Consider the following 24,812-nt stretch of genomic DNA (forward strand, 5'->3'; position numbering starts at 1 on the left):
AATGCACCATTCGGGCCTACCGCTGGCAGCCCGATAGAACGGGACTGGCACCAATGACAAGCGCGTTGATTGAACGTATAGAAGCCATTATCGTCGACTTGCCGACTATCCGCCCGCACAAGCTGGCGATGCACACCATGCAGCAGCAGACCCTGGTGGTATTGCGGGTGCGCTGCAGCGATGGCATCGAAGGCATCGGCGAAGCCACCACCATCGGTGGCCTGGCCTACGGCTACGAAAGCCCCGAGGGCATCAAGGCCAACATCGATGCGCACCTGTCGCCGGCGCTGGTCGGCCTGCCCGCCGACAATATCAATGCCGCCATGCTCCAGCTGGACAAGCTGGCCAAGGGCAACACGTTTGCCAAGTCGGGCATCGAGAGCGCCCTGCTTGATGCGCAGGGCAAGCGCCTCGGCCTGCCGGTCAGCGAACTGCTGGGCGGCCGCGTGCGCGACAGCCTGGAAGTGGCCTGGACCCTGGCCAGCGGCGATACCGCCCGCGACATCGCCGAAGCCCGGCACATGCTGGAAAGTCGCCGGCACCGGGTGTTCAAGCTGAAGATCGGCGCCAACCCGGTAGCGCAGGACCTCAAGCACGTGCTGGCGATCAAGCGCGAGCTGGGCGACAGCGCCAGCGTGCGGGTCGACGTCAATCAGTACTGGGACGAGTCCCAGGCCATCCGTGCCTGCCAGGTGCTCGGCGACAACGGCATCGACCTGATCGAGCAACCGATTTCACGCAGCAACCGCGCCGGCCAGGTGCGCCTGAACCAGCGCAGCCCGGCACCGATCATGGCCGACGAATCGATCGAAAGCGTCGAAGACGCCTTCAGCCTGGCCGCCGACGGCGCGGCCAGCATCTTTGCCCTGAAAATCGCCAAGAACGGTGGCCCGCGCGCGGTACTGCGCACCGCGCAAATTGCCGAGGCCGCCGGTATTGCCCTGTATGGCGGGACCATGCTCGAAGGTTCGATCGGCACCCTGGCTTCGGCGCATGCCTTCCTTACCCTGCGCCAGTTGACCTGGGGCACCGAACTGTTCGGCCCGCTGCTGCTCACCGAAGAGATCGTCAACGAGCCGCTGCAGTACCGCGACTTCCAGTTGCACATCCCACGCACCCCAGGCTTGGGCCTGAGCCTGGACGAGAAGCGCCTGGCGCGCTTCGCCCGTGTGCGTGGGTAAACCCGCTCCGACCAAGGGGTCTGCCAACCAAACGATCCAGTCATACGCAAGGAGTACCTCGCCATGCTGTTCCACGTGAAGATGACCGTGAAACTGCCGCTCGACATGGACCCGGCCCAGGCCGCCCGGCTCAAGGCCGACGAAAAGGAACTGGCCCAGCGCCTGCAGCGCGAAGGTACCTGGCGCCACCTGTGGCGCATTGCCGGGCACTATGCCAACTACAGCGTGTTCGATGTCGCCAGTGTCGAAGCGCTACACGATACGCTGGTGCAACTGCCACTGTTCCCGTACATGGACATCGAGGTCGACGGCCTGTGCCGGCACCCCTCGTCGATCCACAGCGACGACCGCTGATGCGCACCTGTGTGCCTGACAAGAACAAGATGAGGAAAGCACGATGACCACAAAGATTTCCCACACTGCCGATGTTCAAGCGTTCTTCAGCGAAGTGGCCGGCCTGGGCCATGCCGAAGGCAACCCGCGCTTCAAGCAGATCATCCTGCGGGTACTGCAGGACAGCGCCCGCCTTATCGAAGACCTGGAAATCACCGAGGACGAGTTCTGGCATGCCGTGGACTACCTCAACCGCCTGGGCGGGCGCAATGAAGCCGGCCTCTTGGCAGCGGGCCTGGGCCTTGAGCACTTCCTCGACCTGCTGCAGGACGCCAAGGACGCCGAGGCCGGCCTGACCGGCGGCACCCCGCGTACCATCGAGGGCCCGCTGTATGTGGCGGGTGCGCCGCTGGCGCAGGGTGAGGCGCGGATGGACGATGGCACTGACCCGGGCGTGGTGATGTTCCTCCAGGGCCAGGTGTTCGGTGCTGACGGCAAGCCGTTGGCCGGTGCCACCGTCGACCTGTGGCATGCCAATACCCAAGGCACGTATTCCTACTTCGACTCCAGCCAGTCCGAATACAACCTGCGCCGCCGCATCATCACCGACGCCGAGGGCCGCTACCGCGCACGTTCCATCGTGCCCTCGGGGTATGGTTGCGACCCGCAGGGGCCGACCCAGGAATGCCTGGACCTGCTCGGTCGCCACGGCCAGCGCCCGGCGCATGTGCACTTCTTCATCTCGGCGCCCGGGCACCGTCATCTGACCACGCAGATCAACTTTGCCGGTGACCAGTACCTGTGGGATGACTTTGCCTATGCCACCCGTGACGGCTTGGTCGGCGAGCTGCACTTTGTCGAGGATGCCGCGAAAGCCCGCGACCGCGGTGTACTGGGCGAGCGCTTTGCCGAGCTGGCCTTCGACTTCCACCTGCAGGCAGCCAAGGCCCCGGCGGCCGAGGCGCGCAGCCATCGTCCGCGGGCATTGCAAAGCAACTGAGCCCTGAAGCTTTTTGCCTGGGCCTTTCCGTGCGGGGAAGGCCCGGGCTTTTTATTGCCCGGAGCAAGTAAACTGGTATCCGTCTTTTGCCCGAGCCCCGCACCATGCTGCCCATCGAACTGCTGGCCACCACCGCCGACCAGGCCCCGCTGATCCGCAACCTGTACCAGTTCTACGCCTACGAGTCCTCCGACTGGGAGCAGGAAGACGTCGAGGTGGATGGTCGCTTCTACATCCATGACGCGCACCTGCAACGCTACTGGCAGGCCGCTGGCTGGGGCGCCTACCTGGTGCTGGCAGACGGCTTCATTGCCGGCTTCGTGCTGGTGGAGCGCAGCGAGTTGCCCGGTATCGAGGCATTCGAGCTGGCTGACTTGTTCATCCTGAAAAAGTACCGACGGCAGGGCATCGGCCGGGCGGTGGCGTTGCAACTGCTGGCCGGCGAGGGCGATTGGCTGCTGCGCTGTTACGCCCAGGATGCACCTGCCGTGGCCTTCTGCAACGCCGTGCTGGCGGGGTTATCGCGGCCGGCGCAGGCGATCGCCCTGGAGAACGAGCCTGACCTGGTCAATTACTTGGTGACGGGCGCGCGTCATTAGTCGTTAGCTGCAAGGCGGGCCGCACTCAACTGTTCCAGTCCGGTGCAAACGCCGGGCTGACCACCCGCTGGTCCTTCGGCAAGCCGGCAATCGCCGCGCGGTCCTGGTCATCCAGTTGCACGTTCATTGCCGCCAGGTTGGCCAGCTGGTTGGCGCGGCTGCCGGCCTTGGGGATCACTGCCACGCCATCCTGGTCCAGCAACCATTTCAGCGCCACCTGGCTGGGCAGCACGCCATGCTTGCGGGCAATCGCCTGGATCAGCGGCTGTGCCGCCGCCTGCCCGCGGGCCAGCGGGGTGTAGGCGGTGAGCAGCAAGTCGTGGCGGCGGGCATACTCCAGCAACGCTTGCTGGCCGAGCAGCACGTGGTATTCGACCTGGATCGCCGACAGCGGCGCGCCCAGGCTTTCCACTACCTGGCGCAGCAGCCCCAGCGGGAAATTGGCCACGCCGATGCTGCGTGCCTTGCCTTCGTCACGTAGTGCCACCAGGGTTTCGATGCTGCGCACCAGGTCCCAGTCCTGACCAGGCCAGTGGATGTGGAACAGGTCGACCTGCTCGGTGCCGAGGGCGCGCAGGCTGTCTTCCAGCGACTGGCGCATGGCCTTGGGTGCCAGGCGGTCCCACCACACCTTGGTGGTCAGGTGGATCTGCTCGCGTGGCACGTCGCTGTCGCGCAAAGCCTGGCCGACGGCAGCTTCGTTGGCGTAGGCGGCGGCGGTGTCGATGTGTCGGTAACCGAGTTCAAATGCCTGGCGTACGGCCTGGGTGCACTCGGTGCCGGTCATTGGCCAGGTGCCCAGGCCGATCGCAGGCAGGTTCAGGCCGTTACGGGTAGTGAGCCTTTGCATGTAGATTCCTTGTCAGCTGCGGGGGATCGCAGTCGATGGTCAGCGATCAGCACGGCACGGGCCATGCGTGCCGGGCGAAAAGTGGTCGATCAGCGAACAGAATCTGCAATCGGCCTGGGCGAGCGGCGATGAAACTTCCTTATGCTGCGGCATCTCTTCTAGAATTCCAGCTGTTGCATCCGCCGGGCCATGCCTGCGCGGGCCTTCCCCGGGCGCCGCACCCAGCCGCGCCGTCATCGAGAGTGCCATGAGTTCCAGCACACCGCTGTCCGGAGTCAACCAACCCCTGCGCGGCATTGCCCTGGTGGTGATGGCGACGTTCCTGTTCGCCAGTCACGATGCCCTGTCCAAGTTCCTGGGCGGCCTGTACCCGGTCATCATGGTGGTATGGGCCCGGTATGTGGTGCATACCCTGCTGATGGCCGGTATTTTCCTGCCCAGGGCCGGGCTCAACGTGTTGCGCACGCGCCGCCCGCTGTTGCAGACCTTGCGTGCGTTGAGCCTGCTGAGTACCAGCCTGCTGTTCACCAGTGGCCTGCAGTACCTGCCGCTGGCCGAAGCGACTGCGGTCAACTTCCTCGCCCCGGTACTGGTCACTGCGCTGTCGGCGCCGCTGCTCAAGGAGCGGGTCACGGTGGGGCAGTGGGTCGCGGTGGTGATGGGCTTCATTGGTGTGCTGGTAGTGGTGCATCCGGGAGGGGCGATGTTCACCCCCGCCATCCTGTACCCGTTCGGTTCGGCGCTGGGCTTCTGCTTCTATCAATTGCTGACGCGCATCCTGGCGGCGCATGACAGCCCGACCACCAGCAACTTCTATGCGGGGTTGTGCAATACCCTGGCCATGAGCGCGCTGGTGCCGTTCTTCTGGGAAATGCCACGTTGGGACCACGCCTTGCTGATGCTGGCGCTGGGCGGTTTCGGCATGACCGCGCACCTGCTGCTGACCCAGGCTTTCCGCCATGCCGCGCCGGCATTGCTGGCGCCGTTCAGCTACTGCCAGATCGTGTTTGCCGGGTTGCTTGGCCTGGTGGCCTACAGCCAGGTACCGGATACCCTGAGCCTGGTCGGTATCGCGGTGATCTGCCTGAGTGGGCTGGGCGCGGCGTGGATGCAGCGGGGCAAGTAGCAAACCCCGCGATCGCGCCTTCATGCCCGGCAGTTCAACAGCACTTGCAACGAATCGTCAAAGTCGCGCAAGGCATCGGCCTGTACCGCGCGTTCATCCTCGGCCACCCGCGCCACGTCGCCCAGGCGCTTGTGCGCGCGGCCTTCGGCCCGGCCGATGTAGGTCAGCTGGTCGTCAAAGAAGCGCGCCACCACCCGGCTTTCGATCTCGGCACTGGCCAGGCGGCTTTCAGTATCGAGCAGCACGATGACATCGGGGTGGTCGCCCAGCAGCGTGTCGAGGTCGTCATAGAAGGTCACTTCGGCGAACTGCTGCGCCAGCGAGCGTGCCAGCCAGTCGTACGCCTGGCTCTCGCTGTTCAGGGTCGCCACCGGTATGCGCTGGCCCCGGGTCGGCGTGGCAGCCTGGGCTTGATGGCTGCCGAGGTATTCGAGGGTGGCTTCGGTATCCCGCCCCAGTAACACTGCCACTCGCTGGCCAGGGGCCAGGGCCACGCCGGAAATAGCGGTGGCCGCATAGAAATGCGCGTAGGGCTGGGTGGCGGTGCTGGCTGGGCTGGCGCAACCGCCGAGGGTGGCCAGCAAGGCGAGCAGGGCAGCGATCATGCCGGTTTTCATGGGAAGCCTCATCCATCAGTGAATGCCGCTATCTTCCGCCCGCACCAGGCGCAGCGGAACTCGATGGCATTCATGGTGGCTATCGATGAGGTCGATGGTTTACCGCGCCGCCATGAACTGCAGGATGCGCTCGCGCAACCAGCGCTCGGCGGGGTCGTTGTCCTGGGCACCGCTCCATACCATCGACAGCTCGGCCTCGGTGATCTCGAAAGGCGCCGGGTCGGCGCGCAGGCTGCCATCGTCGGCCAAGGCGCAGGCGGCATAGTCCGGCACCGTGGCGATCAGCTCGGTGTTGCGCAGCAAGGCGCGCAAGCTGCCGAACTGCGGCACCGCCAGCACCACCTTGCGGCAGCGGCCGATGCGCGCCAGGTCGAGGTCGATGTTGCCGCTCATGTCGCCCGAGAACGACACCATCACATGCGGGCGCGCGCAGTATTCGTCGAGGCTCAGCGGGCCCGGACGGTCGTCGGCACGCAGCACACGCACGCCGATGTCACGCAGCTTGCGGCGTTTGGCGGTGGCCGGCAGGTCGGTGGTGTAGCTCACTCCTACCGAGATCTCGCCACTGGACAACAGCCCCGGCATCAACAGGAAGTTGGCTCGCCGCACCACCACGCTGATGTTCGGTGCCTCTTCGCGCAGGGCCTGGAGCAGGGCCGGGAACAGCCCGAACTCGGCATCGTCCGACAACCCCAGGCGGAACACGTTGCAGCTGCTGGTCGGGTCGAACTCGCGGGCGCGGCTGATGGCGGCGGAGATCACATCCATGGCCGGCCCCAGCTCGGCGAAGATCTGCATGGCCCTGGGCGTGGGTTCCATGGCACGGCCGTTGCGGATCAGCAGCGGGTCGTCGAACAGCTCGCGCAGGCGCGCCAGCGCGGCACTGACAGTGGGCTGGGTGATGAACAGCTTTTCGCCGACGCGGGTCAGGTTACGTTCGATCATCAGGGCTTCGAACACCACCAGCAGGTTCATATCGACGCGGCGCAGGTCGTTGCGGTTCATGGGGCTCGGGTTCCGGGACAGAGGGCTTGGCGGTGTAGTGAAGCACGCTGCAGGGCGTTGTGCCTTGTAGGGATGTGCGCAGGGCTTACAGCATGCGCAGCTGTGAACCGTCGCTGCAGGGCCATGCAAGCGCCAGGGCATCGACTTCCCAGGCTGACAAGGTTAGCCTCGCGCAATATTCAGCCGATAGAAAAACCATCGCCATGCCTGCAGGTTACCCCGGGTTGCCTTCGCTCAATGCGCTACGCGTGTTCGAAGTGGTGGCGCGTCACTTGAACTTCCGCCTGGCGGCCGAGGAGCTTGGCGTGACCCAGGCGGCGGTTGCCCAGCAGGTGCGCGGGCTGGAGGCCAGCCTGCAGGTGCGCCTGTTCGAGCGCCTGCCGCGTGGCCTTGGCCTGACCGATGCCGGGCACGCCTACAGCACCAGCGTGCGCAGCGCCCTGGCGATGATCGACGAAGCCACGCGGCTGTTGCGCCCGGCGCCGTCCCAGCTCACCGTCAGCGTGACGCCAACCTTTGCCTCGAAATGGCTGATCCCCAGGCTCGGGCACTTTGCCGAGCGCAACCCCGAGATTGACCTGCGGGTGCTGGCCACCGACCGGCTGTGTCATTTTCACACCGACGGCGTGGACCTGGCCGTACGTTATGGCCAGCCGCCATTTGCGCCGGGCCTGAATGCCGAGTTGCTGATGGCCCCCGCAGTGATCGCGGTGGCCAGCCCGGGGTTGCTGGCCGAAATGGGGCGACCCGGGGATTTCGGCGCCTTGCAGCGCTATGTGGCGTTGCACGATGCGCACAACTTCTGGCCGCAGTTCTACGCCGCGGTGTTCCTAGGCCATCCGCCCGCCAGCGCCCGCACCGTGCGCTTCAACCAGACGTCGCTGGCCATTGACGCTGCGATTGGCGGGCAGGGCATTACCCTGGCCAGCCAGGCCTTTGTCAGCGACGACATTGCCGCCGGCCGCCTGGTGCAGGTGTTCCCGCAGCAATTGCAGCTGGACAGGGCGTTCTACCTGGTTTGGCCGCGCAAAAGGCAGCCGTCTGCCACCCTGCAGATCGTCAGGGCGTGGTTACAGGCGCAAGCGCACGATAGAAAATCTATCGTCTAGGCGAGGCCGGGCTGCCTCCCTCGCTGCCAGCGTGGCTGCTAGTGTGAACGCACTTGCAAACACAATGCTGGGTATCACGGGAGGCAACATGTCTGTAGCAAAAGTAGCCATCATCACCGCCGGTGGCAGCGGCATGGGCGCCGCAGCGGCACGCCGCCTGGCCGCCGAGGGTTTCAAGGTCGGCATCCTGTCGTCGTCGGGCAAGGGCGAAGCGCTGGCCTGTGAACTGGGCGGTATTGGCATTACTGGCAGCAACCAGTCGGTTGCCGACCTGCAGCGCCTGGTCGATGCCGTGGTCGGGCAGTGGGGGCGCGTCGACGTGCTGGTCAACAGCGCCGGGCACGGGCCACGCGCGCCAATCCTGGAGATCAGCGACGAAGACTGGCACAAGGGCATGGATACCTACCTGCTCAATGTCATCCGCCCGGCCCGCCTCGTAACGCCGATCATGCAACGGCAGAAGGGCGGGACCATCATCAACATCTCCAGCGCCTGGGCGTTCGAACCCAACGAGATGTTCCCCACCTCGGCGGTGTTCCGTTCGGGGCTGGCTGCGTTCAGCAAGATCTTCGCCGACACCTACGCCGCCGACAACGTGCGCATCAACAATGTGCTGCCTGGCTGGATCGACAGCCTGCCGGCCACCGAGCAGCGCCGCGACAGCGTACCGCTCAAGCGCTATGGCTCCAGCGACGAAATTGCCGCGACCATCGCCTTCCTGGCCAGCGAAGGGGCCGCCTATATCACCGGGCAGAACATCAGGGTCGATGGCGGCCTGACGCGGAGTGTCTAGGTCGCCGTCATTGCGCAGCGGTCGGCAGCATGCCTGAGCGCCGGGCACTGTGCGCGGCCTCTATCAGCTGCAGGTTGCGATTGCGTAACGCATGGTTGGCGCCGACACGCAGGTTGGAGCGCAGCGCCAGGGTTTCGGCCTGTTCGTACTGCCCTTGCTGAAGGCGCAGCACGCCCAGGTAGTGCAAGGTTGCCGGATTGTTCGGCTAGATGTGCAGCGCGCGCTCCAGGGTGGCCGCCGCCTGGTCCAGCTGGCCTTCGGCATACTGCTGCGAAGCCGTTTCGATCAGCACGGTCGAGGCATTGTTGCTGCGTGCCGATGCGCAGCGCTCGCCGGCCAGTGCTTCGGGTACGAGGGTGGCGCTGAACAACAACAGCAAGGCGGACAGGACAGGTGTGCTAGGCATTGGCGGTGGTCTCGACAAGGCTTTGCCAGGCCCTGGTCGGTGGGCAAGGGTGGGCGTCACAATGCTGGCCGGGGGCCGGCCAGCATAGCCGGGGCGCACCAGGGGTTGGGTGCGCTGTGGGATTGATCTGCACGCTGCGGCAGTTGGCCGGGCGTGCAGGTTCTCAACCGTGTCCGACGATGGCCGTGTCGAGCCTCAACGATCGTTCTTCGACGAATTTCGGGCCGCGCCGCTCAGCCCTTTGGCGTTGTGGTCACCTGGCGTAGTGCCAGAGATCGCCGTCGATTTCGCCAGACCGCGGGTGTCTCTGGATTGTGCAATACCGGAAGTGGTAGTGCCGTGGCCGTTGTCACTGTTGCGCGAGCTGCCGTAGTGGTTACCGCTCAAGCCACGGTCGCGCGTGGCCTTGCCGGCATGGTCATCGCTTTGGCCCATGCCGTTACCAGAGTGGCTACCCTTGCCACCGCCAAAACCGCCGCCCAGGCCACCACCATGGCCGCCACCATTGCCATGACCACCACCACCGCCGTGACCGCCACCACCACCGCCACCGCCCTTGGCATAGGCCGAAGCCATGGGCGAAATATCGGCTGGCAACAGTGCCGTTGCGCCGAACGCAAAGGCGCAGGTAAACAGGGCAACCAGGGTTTTTCTCATGTTTGTTCGCCTCCAGAAGGCGCAGGGGTGCTCGATAGCCCATACGACAGGAGGTTGCATTTTTAGTTCCAATACCCTGACCGGATGCACCTGGACCTGATTTGCGCTGGCCGGGCAGTGAAACGTACCTATGCTAGATTTTGTGGGCCTGGAACAACGCCCGGATCACCTCCCTCATCCAGCGATTGCCACTGTCCTGCTGGTACCGGGCGTGCCAATGCTGCTTGACCGTGAAGCCTTCCACCGCAAACGGGCAATCGTGCACCTGCAAACCATGCATGTCGGCCAGTGTCTGGCCGATGTGCCGCGGCAGCGTGGCCACCAGGTCGGTCGACCCGACGATCATGCCCAGGCCGAGAAACCCCGGCAGCTCCAGCATGATCCTGCGCTCGATGCCGGCCCGCGCCAGGCCGGCCTCGAGCAACTTCTGCCCGGTCCCGGCACTGACCTGCACGTGCCCTTCGGCCTGGTAGTGCGCCACGCTGATACCTTGGCCCAGGCGTGGGTGTTGCGGGCTGCTCAGGCAGACCCAGTCCTGTTCGAACAACACCTGCTGGTACATGCCGGCGCCCAGCCAGGGTACGAAGCCGATGGCCAGGTCCGCTTCGCCCGATTCCAGGGCACTTTCGGTATTGCCATCGATGCGTGCCGCCTCCAGGCGAATGCCTGGCGCGTGGCTGCGCAAGTGGTTGAGGATGCTGGGCAGCAAGGTGATGTGGCTGGCATCGCTGACACACAGGCGAAAACGCCGCTGCGCTGTGGCCGGATCGAATTGCGGCGCCCAGGTGGTCAGGCGCCGCAGCGACTCCAGCACTTCGCGGCAGGGCCCGATCAACTGGTCAGCCCGCGGGGTGGGGGCCATGCCGCCCGGGGTGCGGACAAACAGCGGGTCGTTCAGTTCTTCGCGCAAGCGACCCAGCCAGATACTCACTGTCGGCTGACTCTGGCCCAGTTGTTCAGCCGTACGGGTCACGCTGCGGCACTGGTACAGCACATCGAACAGCTGCAGCAGCTTGGGATCGGGCAAGGTGTCGAGTGTGCTCATTATTGTGAAACTCAATACATGTATTGAGGGCATTGTATAGCGTCAATAAGGCCCGCTGCATAAGGTAGTCGCAAACCACAGGAGGTCTGCGACGTGAAAATCTGCATTCTGGGCGCCGGCGCTCTGGGTTGCGCCATTGGTGCAGCCTTGAGCGAGGCGGGGCATGAAACCTGGCTGTTGAACCGGGGCCGCGCGCATGTCGAGGCGATGCAGCGGCACGGGCTGCAAGTTCAGGACGAGCGCGGCGTGCGCCAGGTGCAGGTGAACGCCGCCTGTGCTGCTGAAGATGTGGGAATGGCGGACCTGGTGGTGGTGCTGGTCAAGTCGTTTCACACCCGCGAGGCGATCGCAGGGGCAGCCGCGCTGATCGGCCCGCAGACGCTGGTGCTGTCGCTGCAGAACGGTCTCGGCCACGAAGACCTGCTGGCCGAGGCCGTGGGCCCGGAGCGGGTGCTGGCCGGCAAGACCTACGTTGGCGGCGTGCTGCTGGCACCGGGCTCGATCCGTGCCGGGGTAGCCGGCAAGCAGACATTCATCGGCGAACTCGATGGCACGCACACACCACGCGTGCAGGCGATTGCCGAAGCATTCAACGGCGCCGGGCTCGCCACCACGGTCAGCGCCAACATTCTCGGCACCATGTGGGACAAGCTGCTGGTCAATGTCGCCACTGGCGCGCTCAGCGGCATTACCCGGCTCAGCTATGGCCAGCTGTACAGCGAGCCGCTGCTGGAAAGCACCGCCAAGGCCGCGGTCGCCGAAGCCATCGCTGTCGCCGAACGCGCCGGTATCCGCCTGAGCCTTGCCGACCCGGACGCCGCGTGGCGGCTGGCCGCCGAAGGCCTGCCGGCAAGCTTCCGCACCTCGATGCTGCAGAGCCTGGAAAAGGGCTCGGCCACCGAGATCGATTTCATCAACGGCTCCGTCGTGCGCTGGGGCCAGCGCCACGGCGTGGCTACGCCGGTCAACGCGACCCTGGTGGCCTGTATCAAAGGTATCGAGCGCGCCATGGCCGATCAGCAGATAAGGAGTCATTCATGAGCCAGCCAAAAGCCTACCTCGAACATGTTGCTTTCTGGGTGCGCGACATTCACTGGCACATCCGCTTTTTCAGCGAGGTGTGCGGCATGACCATGCGTGAGGTCCAGGGCGACGTCGAGCAGCCAGCGCAATATTGGACCCTCGGTGGCCTGCAGTTCATCCACCAGCCGGACTTCACCGGCCCGGAAGGGCGCCTGGCGCACCTGGGCATCATGTGCGAAGACCTGGAGGCCGCGTTGGCGGCCGCCCGACGTTTTGGCGTCAGTGAAATGCCCCAGGGCCGCAACTGGCTGCGCCTGCCCGACGGCCTGGCCATCGAATTCATCCAGGCAAGGCCGGCGCAGTGCGTCGCCCAGGCACTGGCCATCGACCCACGTGCGCAGGTGCAGGCATGAGCGTGGTGGAAAAATACTGGGACGATGCCTGCGAAGGCGATGTTTGCATCAGCCCCAGCTACAACGTGACCCGCGAGCGCATCCTGGCCTACGCCGACCTCACCGGTGACCACACCCCGGTACATGTCGACGAGGCGTATGCCAACGCGAGCCACTTCGGTTGCCTGGTTGCCCACGGGCTGTTCGGCTTGTCGATCGCCGACGGCCTGAAGACCCAGTGCGAGTACCGCTTCGTGCCCGGCATGTCGCTGGGCTGGACCTGGGACTTCGTGCTGCCGATCAAGGTCGGCGATGTGCTGCACGTGCGCATGCGCGTGGGAGCGATGCGCCCGAGCAACAGCCGCCCGGGCTGGGGCATCGTGGTCTTGCCGTCGGAGCTGATCAACCAGCACGGCGAGGTCGTGCAGCGTGGCGAGCACCGGCTGATGGTGCCGCGCAGGCCGCAGCCATGAGCCAGGCACTGCCATTGGCGGGTATCCGCGTGATCGACTACAGCCACTTCCTCGCCGGGCCCTACGTGGGGCGCTGCCTGGCCGCGCTGGGGGCCGAGGTGATCAAGGTCGAACGGCCCGGCGGCGGTGATGCCGGCCGCCAGCACGCATTCACCCTGGACGATCAGCAGAGCGGTTACTTCCTGCAGCTGAACATGGGCAAGCAGGGTGTCAGCGTGAACATGAAGGACCCGCGCGGCAAAGCGTTCATGCAGCGCCTGACCGACTCGGCCGACGTGTTCATCGAAAACTACCGCCCCGGTGCCCTGGACAAACTGGGTCTGGGCTATGCCGAGCTGGCCGCGCGCAACCCACGCCTGGTGTACTGCTCGATCTCCGCCTATGGCCACACCGGGCCGGATGCCCACCGCGCCGGCTTCGGCCTGATCGCCGAAGCCAAGAGCGGGATCATGCAGATGGTCGGCGTGCCGGGCGAAGCGCCGCCGTTGCTGCGCATTTCCCTGGGCGACATGTACACCGGCATCCATGCCGTGGCAGCGATCAATGCGGCGTTGCTGGGCCGGGTCAACAGTGGCCGTGGCCAGCACATCGACATGGCCCTGTATGACACGCTGGTGTCGATGCATGAATACGCCGTGCAGTGCTATACGTTGTCCGACGGCACGGTGCTGCCCGAACAGACCGGCCATGACATGCCGACCTCCACCTTGTACGGTGTATTTCGCGCCGCCGATGGCGACCTGGTGATCGCCGCCCAGGTCGACGATGCCTGGAAACGTTTTGCCGCGATGCTCGAAACCAACGGTGGCCCGCCCGGGTTCGGTAGCGATAGCCGCTACCACAGCCTGAACGGTCGCAACGCCCACCGCCAGGCTATCCTCGCCGTGGTCCGTGACTGGGTCGGCGCACGTCGGGTCGCGGATATCCTGCAGCTGCTCGATGCGGTCGACATCCCCAGCGCGAAGGTGCAGCGCATCGACGAAGTGGTGGCCGACCCACAGATCCAGGCGCGTGGCATGGTGCTCGAACAGCAGCACCCGCGTTACGGCACCTTGCGCCTGCCGAACCTGCCGTTCCGTTTTTCTGACTGCGATACCACGATCCGCCAGGTAGCCCCGGACCTGGGGCAACACAATGCCGAAGTGGCCGCCGGGCTTGGCTTCAGCCCTGAAGAAATCGCCGCCTTGCAGGCAGACGGTGTGCTGTTCACCCACGGAGATGCATCATGAACGACCGCTATGCAGTGATCGGCCGGCCGATCAACCACACCAAGTCCCCTTTGATCCATGGTCTGTTCGCCCAGGCTACCAGCCAGTCCCTGCTGTACAGCGCCATCGAGGGCGACCTCGCGGGTTTCGAGGCTCAGGTGCTGCGGTTCCGCAGTGAGGGCGGCTTGGGCATGAACATCACCGCGCCGTTCAAGCTGCGCGCTTTCGAGCTGGCCGACCAGAGCAGCGAGCGCGCACAGCTGGCGCGGGCGGCCAATGCGTTGAAGTTCGAGGATGGCCAAATCGTCGCCGAGAACTTCGATGGCATTGGCTTGTTGCGCGATATCGAAGAAAACCTGGCTGAGCCATTGGCCAATCGCCGGGTGCTGCTGCTTGGCGCCGGTGGCGCGGTGCGCGGTGCGTTGCTGCCGTTCCTGCAGGCCGGGCCGCGCGAGCTGGTGCTGGCCAACCGCGACATGGCCAAGGCGCTGACCCTGCGCAACGAACTGGATCACCCGCGCCTGCGCATAAGCCGCTATGAGGAACTGCAGGGGCAGGCATTCGACATCGTGGTCAACGCTACCTCCGCGAGCCTCAGCGGTGAGCTGCCCCCGCTACCGGACGATGTGCTGGGCGAGACACGGCTGGCGTACGAGCTGGTGTATGGCAAAGGCCTGACGCCGTTCCTGCGCATGGCCCAGGGACAAGGTGTGGCGCGTCTGGCCGACGGTGTCGGTATGCTGGTGGAGCAGGCGGCGGAGGCGTTTGCCTGGTGGCGCGGGGTGCGCCCGGCAACCCGGGCGGTGATCGACCGCCTGACCATTCCCCTGGCATAGGTCCTGAGCGGGCATGCCGCTTCTACAGAGATTCAACGCCAGCCGGCAAATCAGCGCCAGGCCATTCAGCCATAGGGCGGTGCAGGCAGCTCGGCCAGCAGCCTTTTCAACCCGTCGCTCCACTGCCTGCGGATCTGCTGGTAATAGGCATCGTCGCTGGTGATCCGCTGCCGTTTCGGCGCTTCCAGGCTGTCCTTGTGGTACACCAGCAGGTCGAGCGGCATTCCCACCGACAGGTTGCTGCGAATGGTCGAGTCGAACGAGATCAGGCCGCAGCGCAAGGCTTCATCGAGCGGCGTGTGGTAGCCAAGGTTGCGGTCCAGAATCGGTCGGCCGTACTTGCTTTCGCCCAATTGCAGGAACGGCGTGTCCGGCGTGGCCTGGAAGAAATTGCCTTGCGCGTAGACGTTGTAGATGGCCATCGGGTCGCCGGCGATCTGGCCGCCGACGATGAACGAACTGCTCAGGTCGATGCCGGCCGACAACTTGCTGCGATCGCGGCTGACCACTTCGCGCAGGGTGTCGGCGACCAGCACCGTCGCATCGTACAGCGTGGCCACGTTCAGCAGGTGGGTACCGGGGCCGCGGGTGCGCTGGCGCAGCAGGTTCACCACCGACTGCGAGGTCGCCAGGTTGCCGGCGGTCTGCAGGACGATCAGGCGTTCGCCCGGCACACCGAACACGAACAGCTTGGCAAAGCTGGCGATCTGGTCGATGCCTGCATTGGTGCGTGAGTCGCTGATGAAGACGAGCCCGTCCGCCAGGTGCATGGCGACACAGTAGGTCATGCTGGTTTCCTTGTTTTTCCAGTAATGGGCGGCGCCTGTCACTGTCGATGCACATGGACGCTGGCCTGCAGCGATTCGGCGCCGCCGCCACGGCGCACGCCCCTGACCGGGCAGGCATCGAGGTAGTCCAGGCCCACGGCCAGCTTCAGGTGACGCTCCGGCCGGGTCAGGCGGTTGGTGATGTCGAAGCTGTACCAGGCGCCGTCGACCCAGGCCTCGGCCCAGGCATGGCTGGCCAGGTGCTGCTCGTCTTCAGTGCACAGGTAACCGGAGACGTAGCGTGCCGGTATCCCCAGGCTGCGTGCGCAGGCGAGGAAGGCGTGGGTGTGGTCCTGGCAGACCCCGGCTGCGCCGCTGAACGCTTCGATGGCGGTGGTGCCCACCGACGTTGCGCCCGGGCTGTAGGGCATGTGCTCGGCCAGCCCGTGCATAAGCCCGATCAACGCCGCGCGGTCGCGGTGTTCACCGCAGTGGCGGCTGGCAAAGACCTTGAGCCTGTCATCGGCCTGGGTCAGGTGGCTGCCGCGCAGGAACGGCAGCGGCGACTGCTCGCCAGCCTCCTGCTCGCGTTCCGGGTCGATCTCCACCTGGCCACTGGCGGTCAGGGCCAGGTGGCCGTGGGGTTTGTCCAGGGTCAGCACGTGCAGGATGTTGCCATACGGATCGATCTGGCCTTTGACCTCGCAGGGCAGTTCCAGCTGCCATTCGTCGATACGCTGACGCTCGCTGCTGCGCGGCGTCAGGCGCAGGAACTGAATGCTGTTGCACACCTCGCTGGCATAGCTGTAGGTGGTGTCATGGCGAATGGACAGTTTCATACGACCTCCAGATAGGAGTGGTGGACTGCCTGGCCCAATTGGTTGATGCGCCCGATGAAGTCGCTCAGCCACGGGTGCAGGCCGGCTTCGAGGATCTCGTCGATGGCGGTGTAGCGCAGGCGCGCATTGAGTTCGGCGGCCATGCGCTGGGCGGCGCGGCGGTTGCTGCCCGGCAGGCTGGCAAGGATCTGGTCCAGTTCCTCGATGCAGGCGTGCAGCGAGCGGGGCACGTCCACCCGCAGCAACAGCAGTTCGGACACCGGCCGTGCACTGGGCGCGGCCCGGTACAGCTCGTTGAAGGCTTCGTAGGAGGTCAGTGCGCGCAACAAGGCACTCCACTGGTAATAGCCGCGGGCAGAGTCGTCGCTGACCTCTTCGGACGCCTCGCCAAACATTTCATAGCGGGCATCGAGCAGGCGCAGGGTGTTGTCTGCCCGCTCCAGGAACGTCCCCAGGCGGATGAAGCTGTAGGCATCATTGCGCATGATGGTGCCTGAGGTTGCCCCGCGGAACAGGTGCGAGCGTTCCTTGACCCAGTCGCAGAACTGGCTGATGCCATAACGGCCAAGACCATTGCCGGCAATGTTGCGCATCTCGATCCAGGTCGCGTTGATGTTCTCCCACATGTCGGCAGTGATACGGCCACGCACTGCGTGGGCATTGGTCCTGGCCGCCTGCAGGCAGCAATAGATGCTGCTGGGGTTGCTCGCGTCGAGGGCGAAGAAGTGCAGCATGCGCTCGCTGTCGAGTTCGCTGTGGCGGCGCCGGTAGTCGTCCAGCGTCCCTGACGCCAGCAGCGACATGGCCAACTCGGCATGCCCGTCACTGCGCCCGGCCTGGGGCATCAGTGACAGCGAATAACTGACCTCGAGCATGCGCGCCAGGTTTTCCGCGCGCTCCAGGTAGCGGGACATCCAGTACAGGTCGGAAGCGGTTCTTGAAAGCATGGTTCAGTCCTCCACCACCCAGGTGTCCTTGGTACCGCCGCCCTGCGACGAGTTGACCACCAGCGAGCCTTCCTGCAAGGCCACGCGGGTCAGGCCGCCTGGCACCAGGCGGGTTTCACTGCCGGACAGCACGAACGGGCGCAGGTCGATGTGGCGCGGCGCGATGCCGCTGTCGACGAAGGTCGGGCAGGTGGACAGGCACAGGGTAGGCTGGGCGATATAGGCGTGCGGGCGGGCCTTGATGCGGGTACGGAACGCCTCGATCTCGGCGCTGGTCGCCGCCGGCCCGACCAGCATGCCATAGCCACCGGAGCCCTGGGTTTCCTTGACCACCAGCTCGGGCAGGTGGGCCAGGACATGCGACAGGTCGGCCGGCCTGCGGCACTGCCAGGTGGGTACGTTGTTCAGTATCGGCTCTTCGCTCAGGTAGAAGCGGATCATGTCGTCGACATAGGGGTAGATCGACTTGTCGTCGGCGACCCCGGTGCCCACAGCATTGGCCAGCACCACATTGCCGGCGCGGTACACCGAGATCAGCCCCGGCACGCCCAGCATCGAGTCAGGGTTGAACGACAGCGGGTCGAGGAAATCGTCGTCGAGGCGACGGTAGATCACGTCGACCTGCTGCGGGCCGGCGGTGGTGCGCATGTAGACATGCTCGTCGCGGATGAACAGGTCGGCGCCTTCGACCAGCTCGATGCCCATTTCCCGCGCCAGGAAGGCATGTTCGAAATAGGCGCTGTTGAAGCGGCCGGGGGTCAGCAGCACGGCGGTAGGGTTGTCCAGCGGGCTGGCGCTCTTGAGCGTGTCCAGCAGCAGGTTGGGGTAGTGGTCGATCGGGGCGATACGCTGGGCGGCGAACAGCTCGGGGAACAGCCGCATCATCATTTTGCGGTCTTCGAGCATGTAGCTGACCCCGCTGGGGGTGCGCAGGTTGTCTTCCAGCACGAAGTAGCTGCCATCGCCATCACGGACCAGGTCGACGCCGGCGATATGGGCATACAGGCCACGGTGCAGCCCGAGGCCCTGCATGGCGATCTGGTAACCCTCGTTGGCCAGCACTTGCTCCGGCGGGATGATGCCGGCCTTGAGGATGCGCTGGTCGTGGTAGATATCCTCCAGGAACAGGTTCAGGGCTTGCACGCGCTGGATGCAGCCGCGCTCGACCATGCGCCATTCGCTGGCGCGAATGCTGCGCGGGATGATGTCGAAGGGGATCAGGCGCTCGGTGTCCTGTTTGTCACCGTACAAGGTGAAGGTGATGCCGGCGCGGTGGAACAGCAGGTCGGCTTCGCGTCGGCGTTGCTCCAGCAACTCCAGCGGGGTGTTGGCCAACCAGCGGGCGAACTCTTGGTAGTGCGGGCGGCAACTTCCGTTCGTGTCATACATTTCATTGAAAAATGCCCGGGACATACCCACTCCTTGCCACCGTTGCCGGCAGCTTCATTGCGGTTCATCTCAAATCTCTCGGTGCAGCCTTGCTGGGGTAGGTGGGTCCTGTGTCTGCCGTGAGCCTCTGGTTCGGTCAGGCAAGTGCGCCTGGCGTGGAGAAGCCTTTGCAATGAAGGTGCCGAAAGGCCGGCGTAGCGCGGAAGTGGTGGTGAATGAGCGGCAACCCTTTGATTCAGGACGGCTTTTCTGTGCTGGTTACTGTTGCACAGCGCACACCCGGGACGGGGCTGTGGGCAGGGCTGCCGGCGGGCATGCATCAAAAAGGCGCGTTCTGCGCCTGACCGCAGGGTTTGACCCGAGTTGGTGCTTGCCGCTTTCCAAGGGGCTATCGACGTCCCACGCATCGGCCTGTGCAACAACGACTCCAACCTGGTGCTACGTTCTGTACTAAATCTCTGTATGCGACATCTCTTTTCGTACAGAGCCCAGGAGCGAATCACGACTACAGCCCTAGCCGCTCGCTATCCCTCAGAAAAAAGCTGATGGCCGGCATTTCCCGGACATCACGGTGGAGTCATTGCGAATCGAACATTTGATACCCGCCGATCTGTCGACCCGGCACAGGATGATGCAAGCGTACCAGCAGCGGGGCCTGGCCCAAGCCAATCGGGCCGTCAGCCAGGTTGGACCGCCAGGCTGTTGCTGACCTTGCGCCCGAGCACCAGCACCGCAGCGAAGCCACAGCCCACCAGTGCGGTGGCCAGGCTCAACAGCACCGCGCTGCCCAGCTGGTCGACGATGCGCCCGCCGAAGAACGAGCCCAACGCAATGATCACCTGGAACATCGCAACGAACAGCGGCATGCCGCGTTCGACATCCTTCGGCGCGACCACGAACATCCAGATGCTGGCGCAGGCCGGGAACGCACCGAAGGCGAAGCCCCACAGCCCGATCAGCATCGCCGCGCCGGTAAGGCCGGTGGCGAAGTGCGGGAACAGGGCGGTGCTGATGCCGATCATCAACGCGACCAGCAGCAGGGTGTGACGCACGCTGCGGTTGGCGGCGAAACCGGCAAAAAGGTTGCCGATAACCCCGGCCACGCCATAAAGCAGCAGCAACGAGCCAATGGTCGGTCCATCGAAGCCGGCGCTTTGCTTGAAAAACGGGGCGACATAGGTGTACGCGGCAAAGTGCGCCAGGCCGATCAGCAACACGGCGATCAGGCCGACGCGCGCCAGTGGGTTGATGAACAGCGCCGGCAGGTCGCTGATGCGAATGGCCTTGTCCGGGTTGAGCCGGGGCAGCAACAGCACCTGAGCCAGCAGTACGGGGACACCCAGCAGCGCGGTGAGCAGGAAGGTCATGCGCCAGCCCATCAGGCCACTGAGCCAGGTGCCCACCGGCACGCCCAGCACGGTGGCCAGGGTCACCCCGACCATGATGATCGAGGTGGCCTGCGCAACGCCGACGCCCTTCGGCGCCAGGCGGCCGCTGAGGGCGATGGCGGTGGCCCAGAAGCCACCGATACTGATGCCCAGCAGCACGCGCCCGAACAGCAGCAGGCTGAAGTCGCTGGCGTAGGCCACCACCGCGTTGGCAACGATCATGATCAGTGTCAGGCCGATCAACAGGTAGCGACGATCCAGGGCGCCGATGCCCACCGACAACAGCGGCGCGGCAAGGGCGGCCATGATGCCGGGCAGGGTCACCATCAGGCCGGCATGGCCGGCACTGATGCCAAGGTCGCTGGCAACATCATTGAGTACGCCCACCGGCAGAAACTCGCTGGTCACCAGCGCAAAGGCGCCGACGGCGACCGAGAGGATCGCCAGCCACTGCTGTTTGACGCTTTGCTGGGCATGTTCGGGCAGGCCGCGAGGGGCCGGGCTGGAATTTGGCATGGTATTGGATTCCGAAACAGGGAGTCGCCTGGAGCAGGCGTACAAGCGGGGGAAAATCTGAAAGCGATTGTAAGGGGCGGTTTTGCCTGGCCAACAGGCGCGTCGTTCGATAGTAATCATCGATGCAATCGATGCGATGCCTGGCGCAGTGCCACGCTGTGGGTCCGGCAGTATAGGGAAGAAGCCGATTGTCTGCAGCAAGGAGCGCCGCGGTTCGGCCGCCCATCAAGGAAATCAGGCGCAGGTACTGCGCCTCGAGATTTATTGCATGAGTCAGCTTGATGCTTTCACATAGCCATACTAATACTATGGTACTGCCGAAGGGGATGATCATGCAGACGCGTTTCGTTGTGGTTCCCGCTGTGCCTCTCAAGAAAGAGACCTATCCCCGCGGGCTTGGCTTTCCCGCAGCCCTGGGGGAGGGTTACGACCTCTATGACACGCAAGAAAAGGTTCGCCTTAGCCTGAATCTTCCAACCCGCGCGCAAGCCGAGTTCGAATGTGAATGCCGCAACCGGTGCCCGGATGCCGAGGACGCGCCCATGGCTGGCAACGGTCTGGGTGCCATGGGCTGATCCGCGTTGTATGCATTGAGCGTGCATCAAGCGTGCTTGCGCAGCGCCTCCACCAACTGTGCCTTGGTCATGCTGGAGCGCCCCTTGATGTCCTTGCTGCGCGCTTCCTTCAACAGGCTTTCCTTGCTCTGCGTCTCCAGCGAGGCGCCCGAAGTGCGTGAATGGCCCTGACGCGATTTGGCGGCGCGTTTGGCCGAATCCGAGCGCGCGGTTTTCTGCTCTGCAGAAGAGGTCTTGCTGCCGGAGCCGCCTTTCTTCTCGCCGCCTCCGGACTGCTTGTTGACCGTCGCCCAGGCACGCGCTTCGGCTTCATCCTTTGACACGCCCTTGTGTTCGTAGCTTTCCTCTATATGTTCGGCCTTGCGCTTCTGCTTGTCTGTGTATTTGTCCTTGTCACCGCGTGGCATGGTCTTTTCTCCTGCTTGGGTTTGCCTGAACGGTTGAAACGGGTGCACCGGCAGAGTGCCGGGCAATGGACGAGCGGTCCGTTGCCCGGCCCGGTTCAGGTGTCGCTGACCTGCGACAATGGCCTGGCCACGTGCTCCAGTGAGCGGCGCTCGGCAGCCACGCCCCACACTGCCTGGGTGAGCGCGGCGATGATCATCAGCGCCGCGCCGAGCAGGTAGCCATACAGCACGTTCAGGCGTTCACCCGACTCGATCAGCGCGCCGAACAGGGTCGGGCCGATGAGGCCGCCAAGCCCGGTGCCGAAGGCGTAGAACACGGCGATCGCCAGCGCGCGGATTTCCAGCGGGAAGGTCTCTGCCACTGTCAGGTAGGCGGAGCTGGCCGCAGCCGAGGCAAAGAAGAAGATCACCATCCAGGCGATGGTCTGCTGGGTCACATCGAGCAGTTGCTGCTGGAACAGGTAGCCGCTGAGCGCCAGCAGGACGCCTGACACCAGGTAGGTCGCGCTGATCATGATGCGCCGGCCTAACGAGTCGAACAGCCGGCCCAGCAGCAACGGCCCGCAGAAATTGCCCAGGGCGAACGGCAGCACATACCAGCCCACCTGCGCCGACGGCACGCCATAGAAGTCGGTCAGTACCAGCGCGTAGGTGAAGAAGATCGCGTTGTAGAAGAAGGCCTGGGCCGTGAGCAAGGTCAGGCCTACCAGTGCCCGGCGCCGATGCTCGATGAACAGGCTGTGGAAGACCTCGCGCAGCGGCGTATGGCTACGCGCGCGCAGGCGCAGGGGAGGGGCCTGCACCGGCGGTATGGCAATGCCGCGGTGGCGGTAGTGGCGTTCGATCTCGGCAACGATGCGCTCGGCTTCCTCCGGCTGGTCGTGAACCACCAGCCAGCGCGGGCTCTCGGGTATCCACAGGCGCATCAGCATGATCACCAGGCCCAGAACTGCGCCAATGCCAAAGCACAGGCGCCAGCCCAGTTCGCCACCGGCCACGGCCGGGTCGAGCAGCACCACCGCAGCCACCGCGCCTAGCGCTGCGCCGATCCAGAAAGTGCCATTGATGGTCAGGTCGACCCAGCCGCGATAGCGCGCCGGGGTAAATTCCTGGATGGTCGAGTTGATCGCAGTGTACTCGCCGCCGATGCCGGCGCCGGTGAAGAAGCGGAACAGCAGGAAACTCCATAGGTCCCAGGAAAACGCCGTGGCCGCGGTGGCGCCGATATACAGGAACAGCGTGATGAAAAACAGCTTGCGCCGCCCCAGGCGGTCGGTCAGCCAGCCGAAGCACAACGCGCCGAGCACCGCGCCGGCGATATAGGCAGCTCCCGCCAGGCCGATGTCGGTGTTGCTCATGGCCAGGGCCGGGCTGTCCTTGAGGGCGCCCGACACCGAGCCGGCCAAGGTCACCTCCAGGCCATCGAGCAGCCAGGTGATGCCCAGCGCCAGCACCAGCAGCGTATGAAAGCGCGTCCAGGGCAGCCGGTCGAGGCGGGCTGGTATGTCGGTGCTGTGCAGGCGCACCCGCGCCATGGCTTTGCCGGGAGCTGTCGTCACGCCAGGCCCTCGGTTGCCAGCCTCAGCTGCCGGAGCCTGCGCCGCCGCCACCCGCACCGCTCGAACCGCCACTGCCGCCGCCGGTGCCGCTGCCCGTTCCGCTGCCAGCCCCGGTCCCCGTGTCGCTACCGCTGCCCGAACCACCTGTAGTGCCATCGCCACCCGTGCTGTCGGTGCCATTGTCATCCGTGCCGCCCGTGCCTGTACCCATGCCATCAGCCGGGGTGCCGGAGCCGCTCGCTCCACCTTGGCCGTTCATATGGCCATTATCGTGAGGCTGGCTGCCCGGGGCGGGCTGGTCGATCACATCCGTGGCGGCCAGCGCGAGGGGGGCGCTGATACCCAGGTACAAGGCGAGCAGCATCGATCGAGCCGTTATCGGTTGCATGGTGAATCTCCTTTTACAGTGGGTCACCCACTGTTCGGCCCGCAACCTGCGCATGGGTGCCGTGCCGGCGACAGACGGGCGCCGGGGCCATGGAGGCAGTCATGCAAACGACATATCGGCGGTTTAAGGTTGCGGCTGGCGCCTGCGCGTGCGTCGGGTCTTTCGGAAGCCAGGCTACGCCGTGATGGCGCGAGCGGGCGGCTCTAACCCGCGGCATGCCTTTCGTCGGTCACAAAGCTGTAACATTGCTGCTGCAAAGTGTGCCGGCCATCACACGGAGCGCTTTTCCATGATACGCCTGATGAAGTCTGCTGCACTTGCCGTTGCCGTTTCTGTCTGCGCCACTTCGGTCGCGTTCGCCGCAGAGAACGTACGCCTGACCGGTTCCGGCGCCAGCTTCCCAGCACCTATCTACCTGACCTGGTTCAAGGCCTTCAGCAAGGAAACTGACGGCGTCACCGTGGATTACCAGTCCAAGGGGAGCGGGGCCGGTGTTCAGGACTTTCTGAACAAGACTGTCGACTTCGCTGCCAGCGACTCGGCCATGAAGCCGGAAGAAATCGCCAAGGTCGGTGAAGGTGTACAGTTGCTGCCGATGACCGCCGGTGAAATCGTCCTGGCCTACAACCTGCCAGGTAACCCAAAGGGGCTGAAACTGCCGCGCGATGTGTACGCCAACATCTTCCTCGGCAAGATTACCCAGTGGAACGACCCGCAGATCGTCGCGGCCAACCCTGAGCTGAAACTGCCAGCCACCCCGATCACCGTGGTCGTGCGCGCCGACTCCAGCGGTACCACCGCGGTCTTCACCAAGCATTTGGCGGCCATCAACGCCGACTTCAAGCAAACGCTGGGTGAAGGCAACACCGTCAACTGGCCGGCCAGCGACAAGTTCATCAAGTCGCCGAAGAACGATGGGGTAACCGCCACCGTGCGCCAGACCCCGGGTGCCATCGGCTACATCGAATATGGCTTCGCCAAGCTGGCCAAGGTCGACTTCGCCCAGCTGCAGAACAAGGCCGGCCAGTACGTGGTGCCGAACGCCGAAAGCGGTGCCGAGGCGCTGGCTGCGGTGAACATGCCGGAAAACCTGGTGGCCTGGCTGCCTGACCCGGACGGCGCCAAGTCCTACCCGATCACCTCGTACACCTGGATGATCTTCCGCAAGGACAACGGCAACCCGGCCAAGGCCAAGGCCATGCGCGAGATGGTCGAGTACAGCCTGACCGAAGGGCAGAAAGTCGCCGACTCGATGGGCTACATCCCGCTGCCGCCATCGGTGGTCGACCAGGTGCGCAAAGCGTCCGCCAACATCCAGTAATACCGCCAGGCGCTCCCGGTGTGGTCATGCCGCCATGCCGGGGACGTTTGTCCCCAGTCCCGG

27 protein-coding genes and 1 pseudogene are annotated in these 24,812 nt (G+C 64.9%); 14 read left to right on the plus strand and 14 right to left on the minus strand.

Annotation, left to right across the window (positions count from 1 at the left end; translation table 11 throughout):
• The first annotated feature begins 53 nt into the window (after positions 1–53).
• The 4 genes from ACVWZT_RS19695 (at position 54) to ACVWZT_RS19710 (ending at position 3,113) form a co-directional block, all read left to right on the plus strand.
• Positions 54–1,181, plus strand: coding sequence for a muconate cycloisomerase family protein (locus ACVWZT_RS19695; RefSeq protein WP_457470893.1), 1,128 nt, complete (start codon positions 54–56; stop codon positions 1,179–1,181).
• Positions 1,182–1,244: 63 nt separating this feature from the next.
• On the plus strand, positions 1,245–1,535 hold the full coding sequence (gene catC / locus ACVWZT_RS19700; protein WP_296233090.1) for a muconolactone Delta-isomerase: 291 nt from the start codon (positions 1,245–1,247) through the stop codon (positions 1,533–1,535).
• Positions 1,536–1,578: 43 nt separating this feature from the next.
• On the plus strand, positions 1,579–2,514 hold the full coding sequence (gene catA, locus ACVWZT_RS19705; RefSeq protein ID WP_457470895.1) for a catechol 1,2-dioxygenase: 936 nt from the start codon (positions 1,579–1,581) through the stop codon (positions 2,512–2,514).
• Positions 2,515–2,618: 104 nt separating this feature from the next.
• Positions 2,619–3,113 (plus strand): GNAT family N-acetyltransferase, encoded by a 495-nt coding sequence (locus ACVWZT_RS19710; protein ID WP_296233087.1) that lies wholly within the window; start codon positions 2,619–2,621, stop codon positions 3,111–3,113.
• 25 nt (positions 3,114–3,138) lie between these two features.
• Here the strand turns inward: ACVWZT_RS19710 and ACVWZT_RS19715 are convergent, their stop codons facing one another.
• Positions 3,139–3,963 (minus strand): aldo/keto reductase, encoded by an 825-nt coding sequence (locus ACVWZT_RS19715; protein WP_457470897.1) that lies wholly within the window; start codon positions 3,961–3,963, stop codon positions 3,139–3,141.
• 247 nt (positions 3,964–4,210) lie between these two features.
• Here ACVWZT_RS19715 and ACVWZT_RS19720 point away from each other — a divergent pair, with 247 nt between their 5' ends.
• Positions 4,211–5,089 (plus strand): DMT family transporter, encoded by an 879-nt coding sequence (locus ACVWZT_RS19720; protein ID WP_457470899.1) that lies wholly within the window; start codon positions 4,211–4,213, stop codon positions 5,087–5,089.
• A gap of 20 nt (positions 5,090–5,109) precedes the next feature.
• Here ACVWZT_RS19720 and ACVWZT_RS19725 read toward each other — a convergent pair whose 3' ends face one another.
• Complete coding sequence (locus ACVWZT_RS19725; RefSeq protein ID WP_457470901.1) at positions 5,110–5,706, minus strand: hypothetical protein; 597 nt, start codon at positions 5,704–5,706, stop codon at positions 5,110–5,112.
• A gap of 99 nt (positions 5,707–5,805) precedes the next feature.
• Positions 5,806–6,711 (minus strand): LysR family transcriptional regulator, encoded by a 906-nt coding sequence (locus ACVWZT_RS19730; RefSeq protein ID WP_296233081.1) that lies wholly within the window; start codon positions 6,709–6,711, stop codon positions 5,806–5,808.
• Between the two features lie 203 nt (positions 6,712–6,914).
• Here ACVWZT_RS19730 and ACVWZT_RS19735 point away from each other — a divergent pair, with 203 nt between their 5' ends.
• Together ACVWZT_RS19735 and ACVWZT_RS19740 are read left to right on the plus strand one after the other, a co-directional pair.
• The gene (locus tag ACVWZT_RS19735) at positions 6,915–7,820 is read left to right on the plus strand and encodes a LysR substrate-binding domain-containing protein (RefSeq protein ID WP_457470903.1); all 906 of its coding nucleotides are present in this window, start codon (positions 6,915–6,917) and stop codon (positions 7,818–7,820) included.
• A gap of 88 nt (positions 7,821–7,908) precedes the next feature.
• Positions 7,909–8,613, plus strand: coding sequence for an SDR family oxidoreductase (locus ACVWZT_RS19740; protein ID WP_296233077.1), 705 nt, complete (start codon positions 7,909–7,911; stop codon positions 8,611–8,613).
• A 10-nt stretch (positions 8,614–8,623) separates the two neighbouring features.
• On the opposite strand, the pseudogene ACVWZT_RS19745 reads toward ACVWZT_RS19740, so the two are convergent.
• The 3 genes and pseudogenes from ACVWZT_RS19745 to ACVWZT_RS19755 form a co-directional block, all read right to left on the minus strand.
• Positions 8,624–9,019, minus strand: a pseudogene (locus tag ACVWZT_RS19745) (tetratricopeptide repeat protein); the annotation flags it as partial.
• Positions 9,020–9,214: 195 nt separating this feature from the next.
• Positions 9,215–9,676, minus strand: coding sequence for a hypothetical protein (locus ACVWZT_RS19750; protein ID WP_296233075.1), 462 nt, complete (start codon positions 9,674–9,676; stop codon positions 9,215–9,217).
• A 133-nt stretch (positions 9,677–9,809) separates the two neighbouring features.
• Positions 9,810–10,721 carry a LysR family transcriptional regulator gene (locus ACVWZT_RS19755; protein WP_457470905.1) on the minus strand — a complete coding sequence of 304 codons (912 nt, stop codon included), beginning with the start codon at positions 10,719–10,721 and terminating at the stop codon, positions 9,810–9,812.
• A 93-nt stretch (positions 10,722–10,814) separates the two neighbouring features.
• Here ACVWZT_RS19755 and ACVWZT_RS19760 point away from each other — a divergent pair, with 93 nt between their 5' ends.
• Genes ACVWZT_RS19760 through aroE form a run of 5 tightly spaced genes read left to right on the plus strand, consistent with a single transcriptional unit; the run spans position 10,815 to position 14,653 of the window.
• Complete coding sequence (locus ACVWZT_RS19760; RefSeq protein ID WP_457470907.1) at positions 10,815–11,762, plus strand: ketopantoate reductase family protein; 948 nt, start codon at positions 10,815–10,817, stop codon at positions 11,760–11,762.
• Positions 11,759–12,157 (plus strand): VOC family protein, encoded by a 399-nt coding sequence (locus tag ACVWZT_RS19765; protein WP_296233071.1) that lies wholly within the window; start codon positions 11,759–11,761, stop codon positions 12,155–12,157. Before ACVWZT_RS19760 ends, ACVWZT_RS19765 begins: the two co-directional genes overlap by 4 nt.
• A complete protein-coding gene (locus ACVWZT_RS19770) occupies positions 12,154–12,609 on the plus strand; it encodes a MaoC family dehydratase (RefSeq protein WP_296233070.1) in 456 nt (151 codons plus the stop codon). The genes ACVWZT_RS19765 and ACVWZT_RS19770 overlap by 4 nt, the downstream gene beginning before the upstream one ends.
• Complete coding sequence (locus ACVWZT_RS19775) at positions 12,606–13,838, plus strand: CaiB/BaiF CoA transferase family protein (protein ID WP_457470909.1); 1,233 nt, start codon at positions 12,606–12,608, stop codon at positions 13,836–13,838. The genes ACVWZT_RS19770 and ACVWZT_RS19775 overlap by 4 nt, the downstream gene beginning before the upstream one ends.
• Positions 13,835–14,653, plus strand: coding sequence for a shikimate dehydrogenase (gene aroE / locus ACVWZT_RS19780; protein WP_457470911.1), 819 nt, complete (start codon positions 13,835–13,837; stop codon positions 14,651–14,653). The genes ACVWZT_RS19775 and aroE overlap by 4 nt, the downstream gene beginning before the upstream one ends.
• A gap of 65 nt (positions 14,654–14,718) precedes the next feature.
• Here the strand turns inward: aroE and ACVWZT_RS19785 are convergent, their stop codons facing one another.
• From ACVWZT_RS19785 to ACVWZT_RS19805, 5 genes are all read right to left on the minus strand, one after another.
• The gene (locus ACVWZT_RS19785) at positions 14,719–15,441 is read right to left on the minus strand and encodes a peptidase (RefSeq protein ID WP_457470913.1); all 723 of its coding nucleotides are present in this window, start codon (positions 15,439–15,441) and stop codon (positions 14,719–14,721) included.
• A gap of 38 nt (positions 15,442–15,479) precedes the next feature.
• Positions 15,480–16,259, minus strand: coding sequence for a transglutaminase family protein (locus ACVWZT_RS19790; protein ID WP_457470915.1), 780 nt, complete (start codon positions 16,257–16,259; stop codon positions 15,480–15,482).
• Positions 16,256–17,206, minus strand: coding sequence for an alpha-E domain-containing protein (locus tag ACVWZT_RS19795; protein ID WP_296233062.1), 951 nt, complete (start codon positions 17,204–17,206; stop codon positions 16,256–16,258). Before ACVWZT_RS19795 ends, ACVWZT_RS19790 begins: the two co-directional genes overlap by 4 nt.
• Before the next feature lie 3 nt (positions 17,207–17,209).
• Entirely contained in the window at positions 17,210–18,619 is a 1,410-nt protein-coding gene (locus ACVWZT_RS19800; RefSeq protein WP_457470917.1) for a circularly permuted type 2 ATP-grasp protein, read from the minus strand.
• 653 nt (positions 18,620–19,272) lie between these two features.
• Positions 19,273–20,499, minus strand: a complete 1,227-nt coding sequence (locus tag ACVWZT_RS19805; protein ID WP_457470919.1) for an MFS transporter — start codon at positions 20,497–20,499, stop codon at positions 19,273–19,275.
• A gap of 326 nt (positions 20,500–20,825) precedes the next feature.
• Here ACVWZT_RS19805 and ACVWZT_RS19810 point away from each other — a divergent pair, with 326 nt between their 5' ends.
• Entirely contained in the window at positions 20,826–21,074 is a 249-nt protein-coding gene (locus tag ACVWZT_RS19810) for a hypothetical protein (RefSeq protein ID WP_296233057.1), read from the plus strand.
• Between the two features lie 26 nt (positions 21,075–21,100).
• On the opposite strand, the gene ACVWZT_RS19815 is transcribed toward ACVWZT_RS19810, so the two are convergent.
• The 3 genes from ACVWZT_RS19815 to ACVWZT_RS19825 form a co-directional block, all read right to left on the minus strand.
• A complete protein-coding gene (locus ACVWZT_RS19815) occupies positions 21,101–21,481 on the minus strand; it encodes a termination factor Rho (protein WP_296233056.1) in 381 nt (126 codons plus the stop codon).
• A gap of 95 nt (positions 21,482–21,576) precedes the next feature.
• Positions 21,577–23,016: an MFS transporter gene (locus ACVWZT_RS19820; RefSeq protein WP_457472124.1), complete on the minus strand. Its 1,440-nt coding sequence runs from the start codon at positions 23,014–23,016 to the stop codon at positions 21,577–21,579.
• Positions 23,017–23,062: 46 nt separating this feature from the next.
• A complete protein-coding gene (locus ACVWZT_RS19825; RefSeq protein WP_457470921.1) occupies positions 23,063–23,428 on the minus strand; it encodes a hypothetical protein in 366 nt (121 codons plus the stop codon).
• 289 nt (positions 23,429–23,717) lie between these two features.
• Here ACVWZT_RS19825 and pstS point away from each other — a divergent pair, with 289 nt between their 5' ends.
• A complete protein-coding gene (pstS, locus tag ACVWZT_RS19830) occupies positions 23,718–24,749 on the plus strand; it encodes a phosphate ABC transporter substrate-binding protein PstS (RefSeq protein ID WP_296233053.1) in 1,032 nt (343 codons plus the stop codon).
• The last annotated feature ends 63 nt before the right edge of the window (positions 24,750–24,812 follow it).

The sequence above is a fragment of the Pseudomonas sp. TE21394 genome, assembly GCF_054057835.1.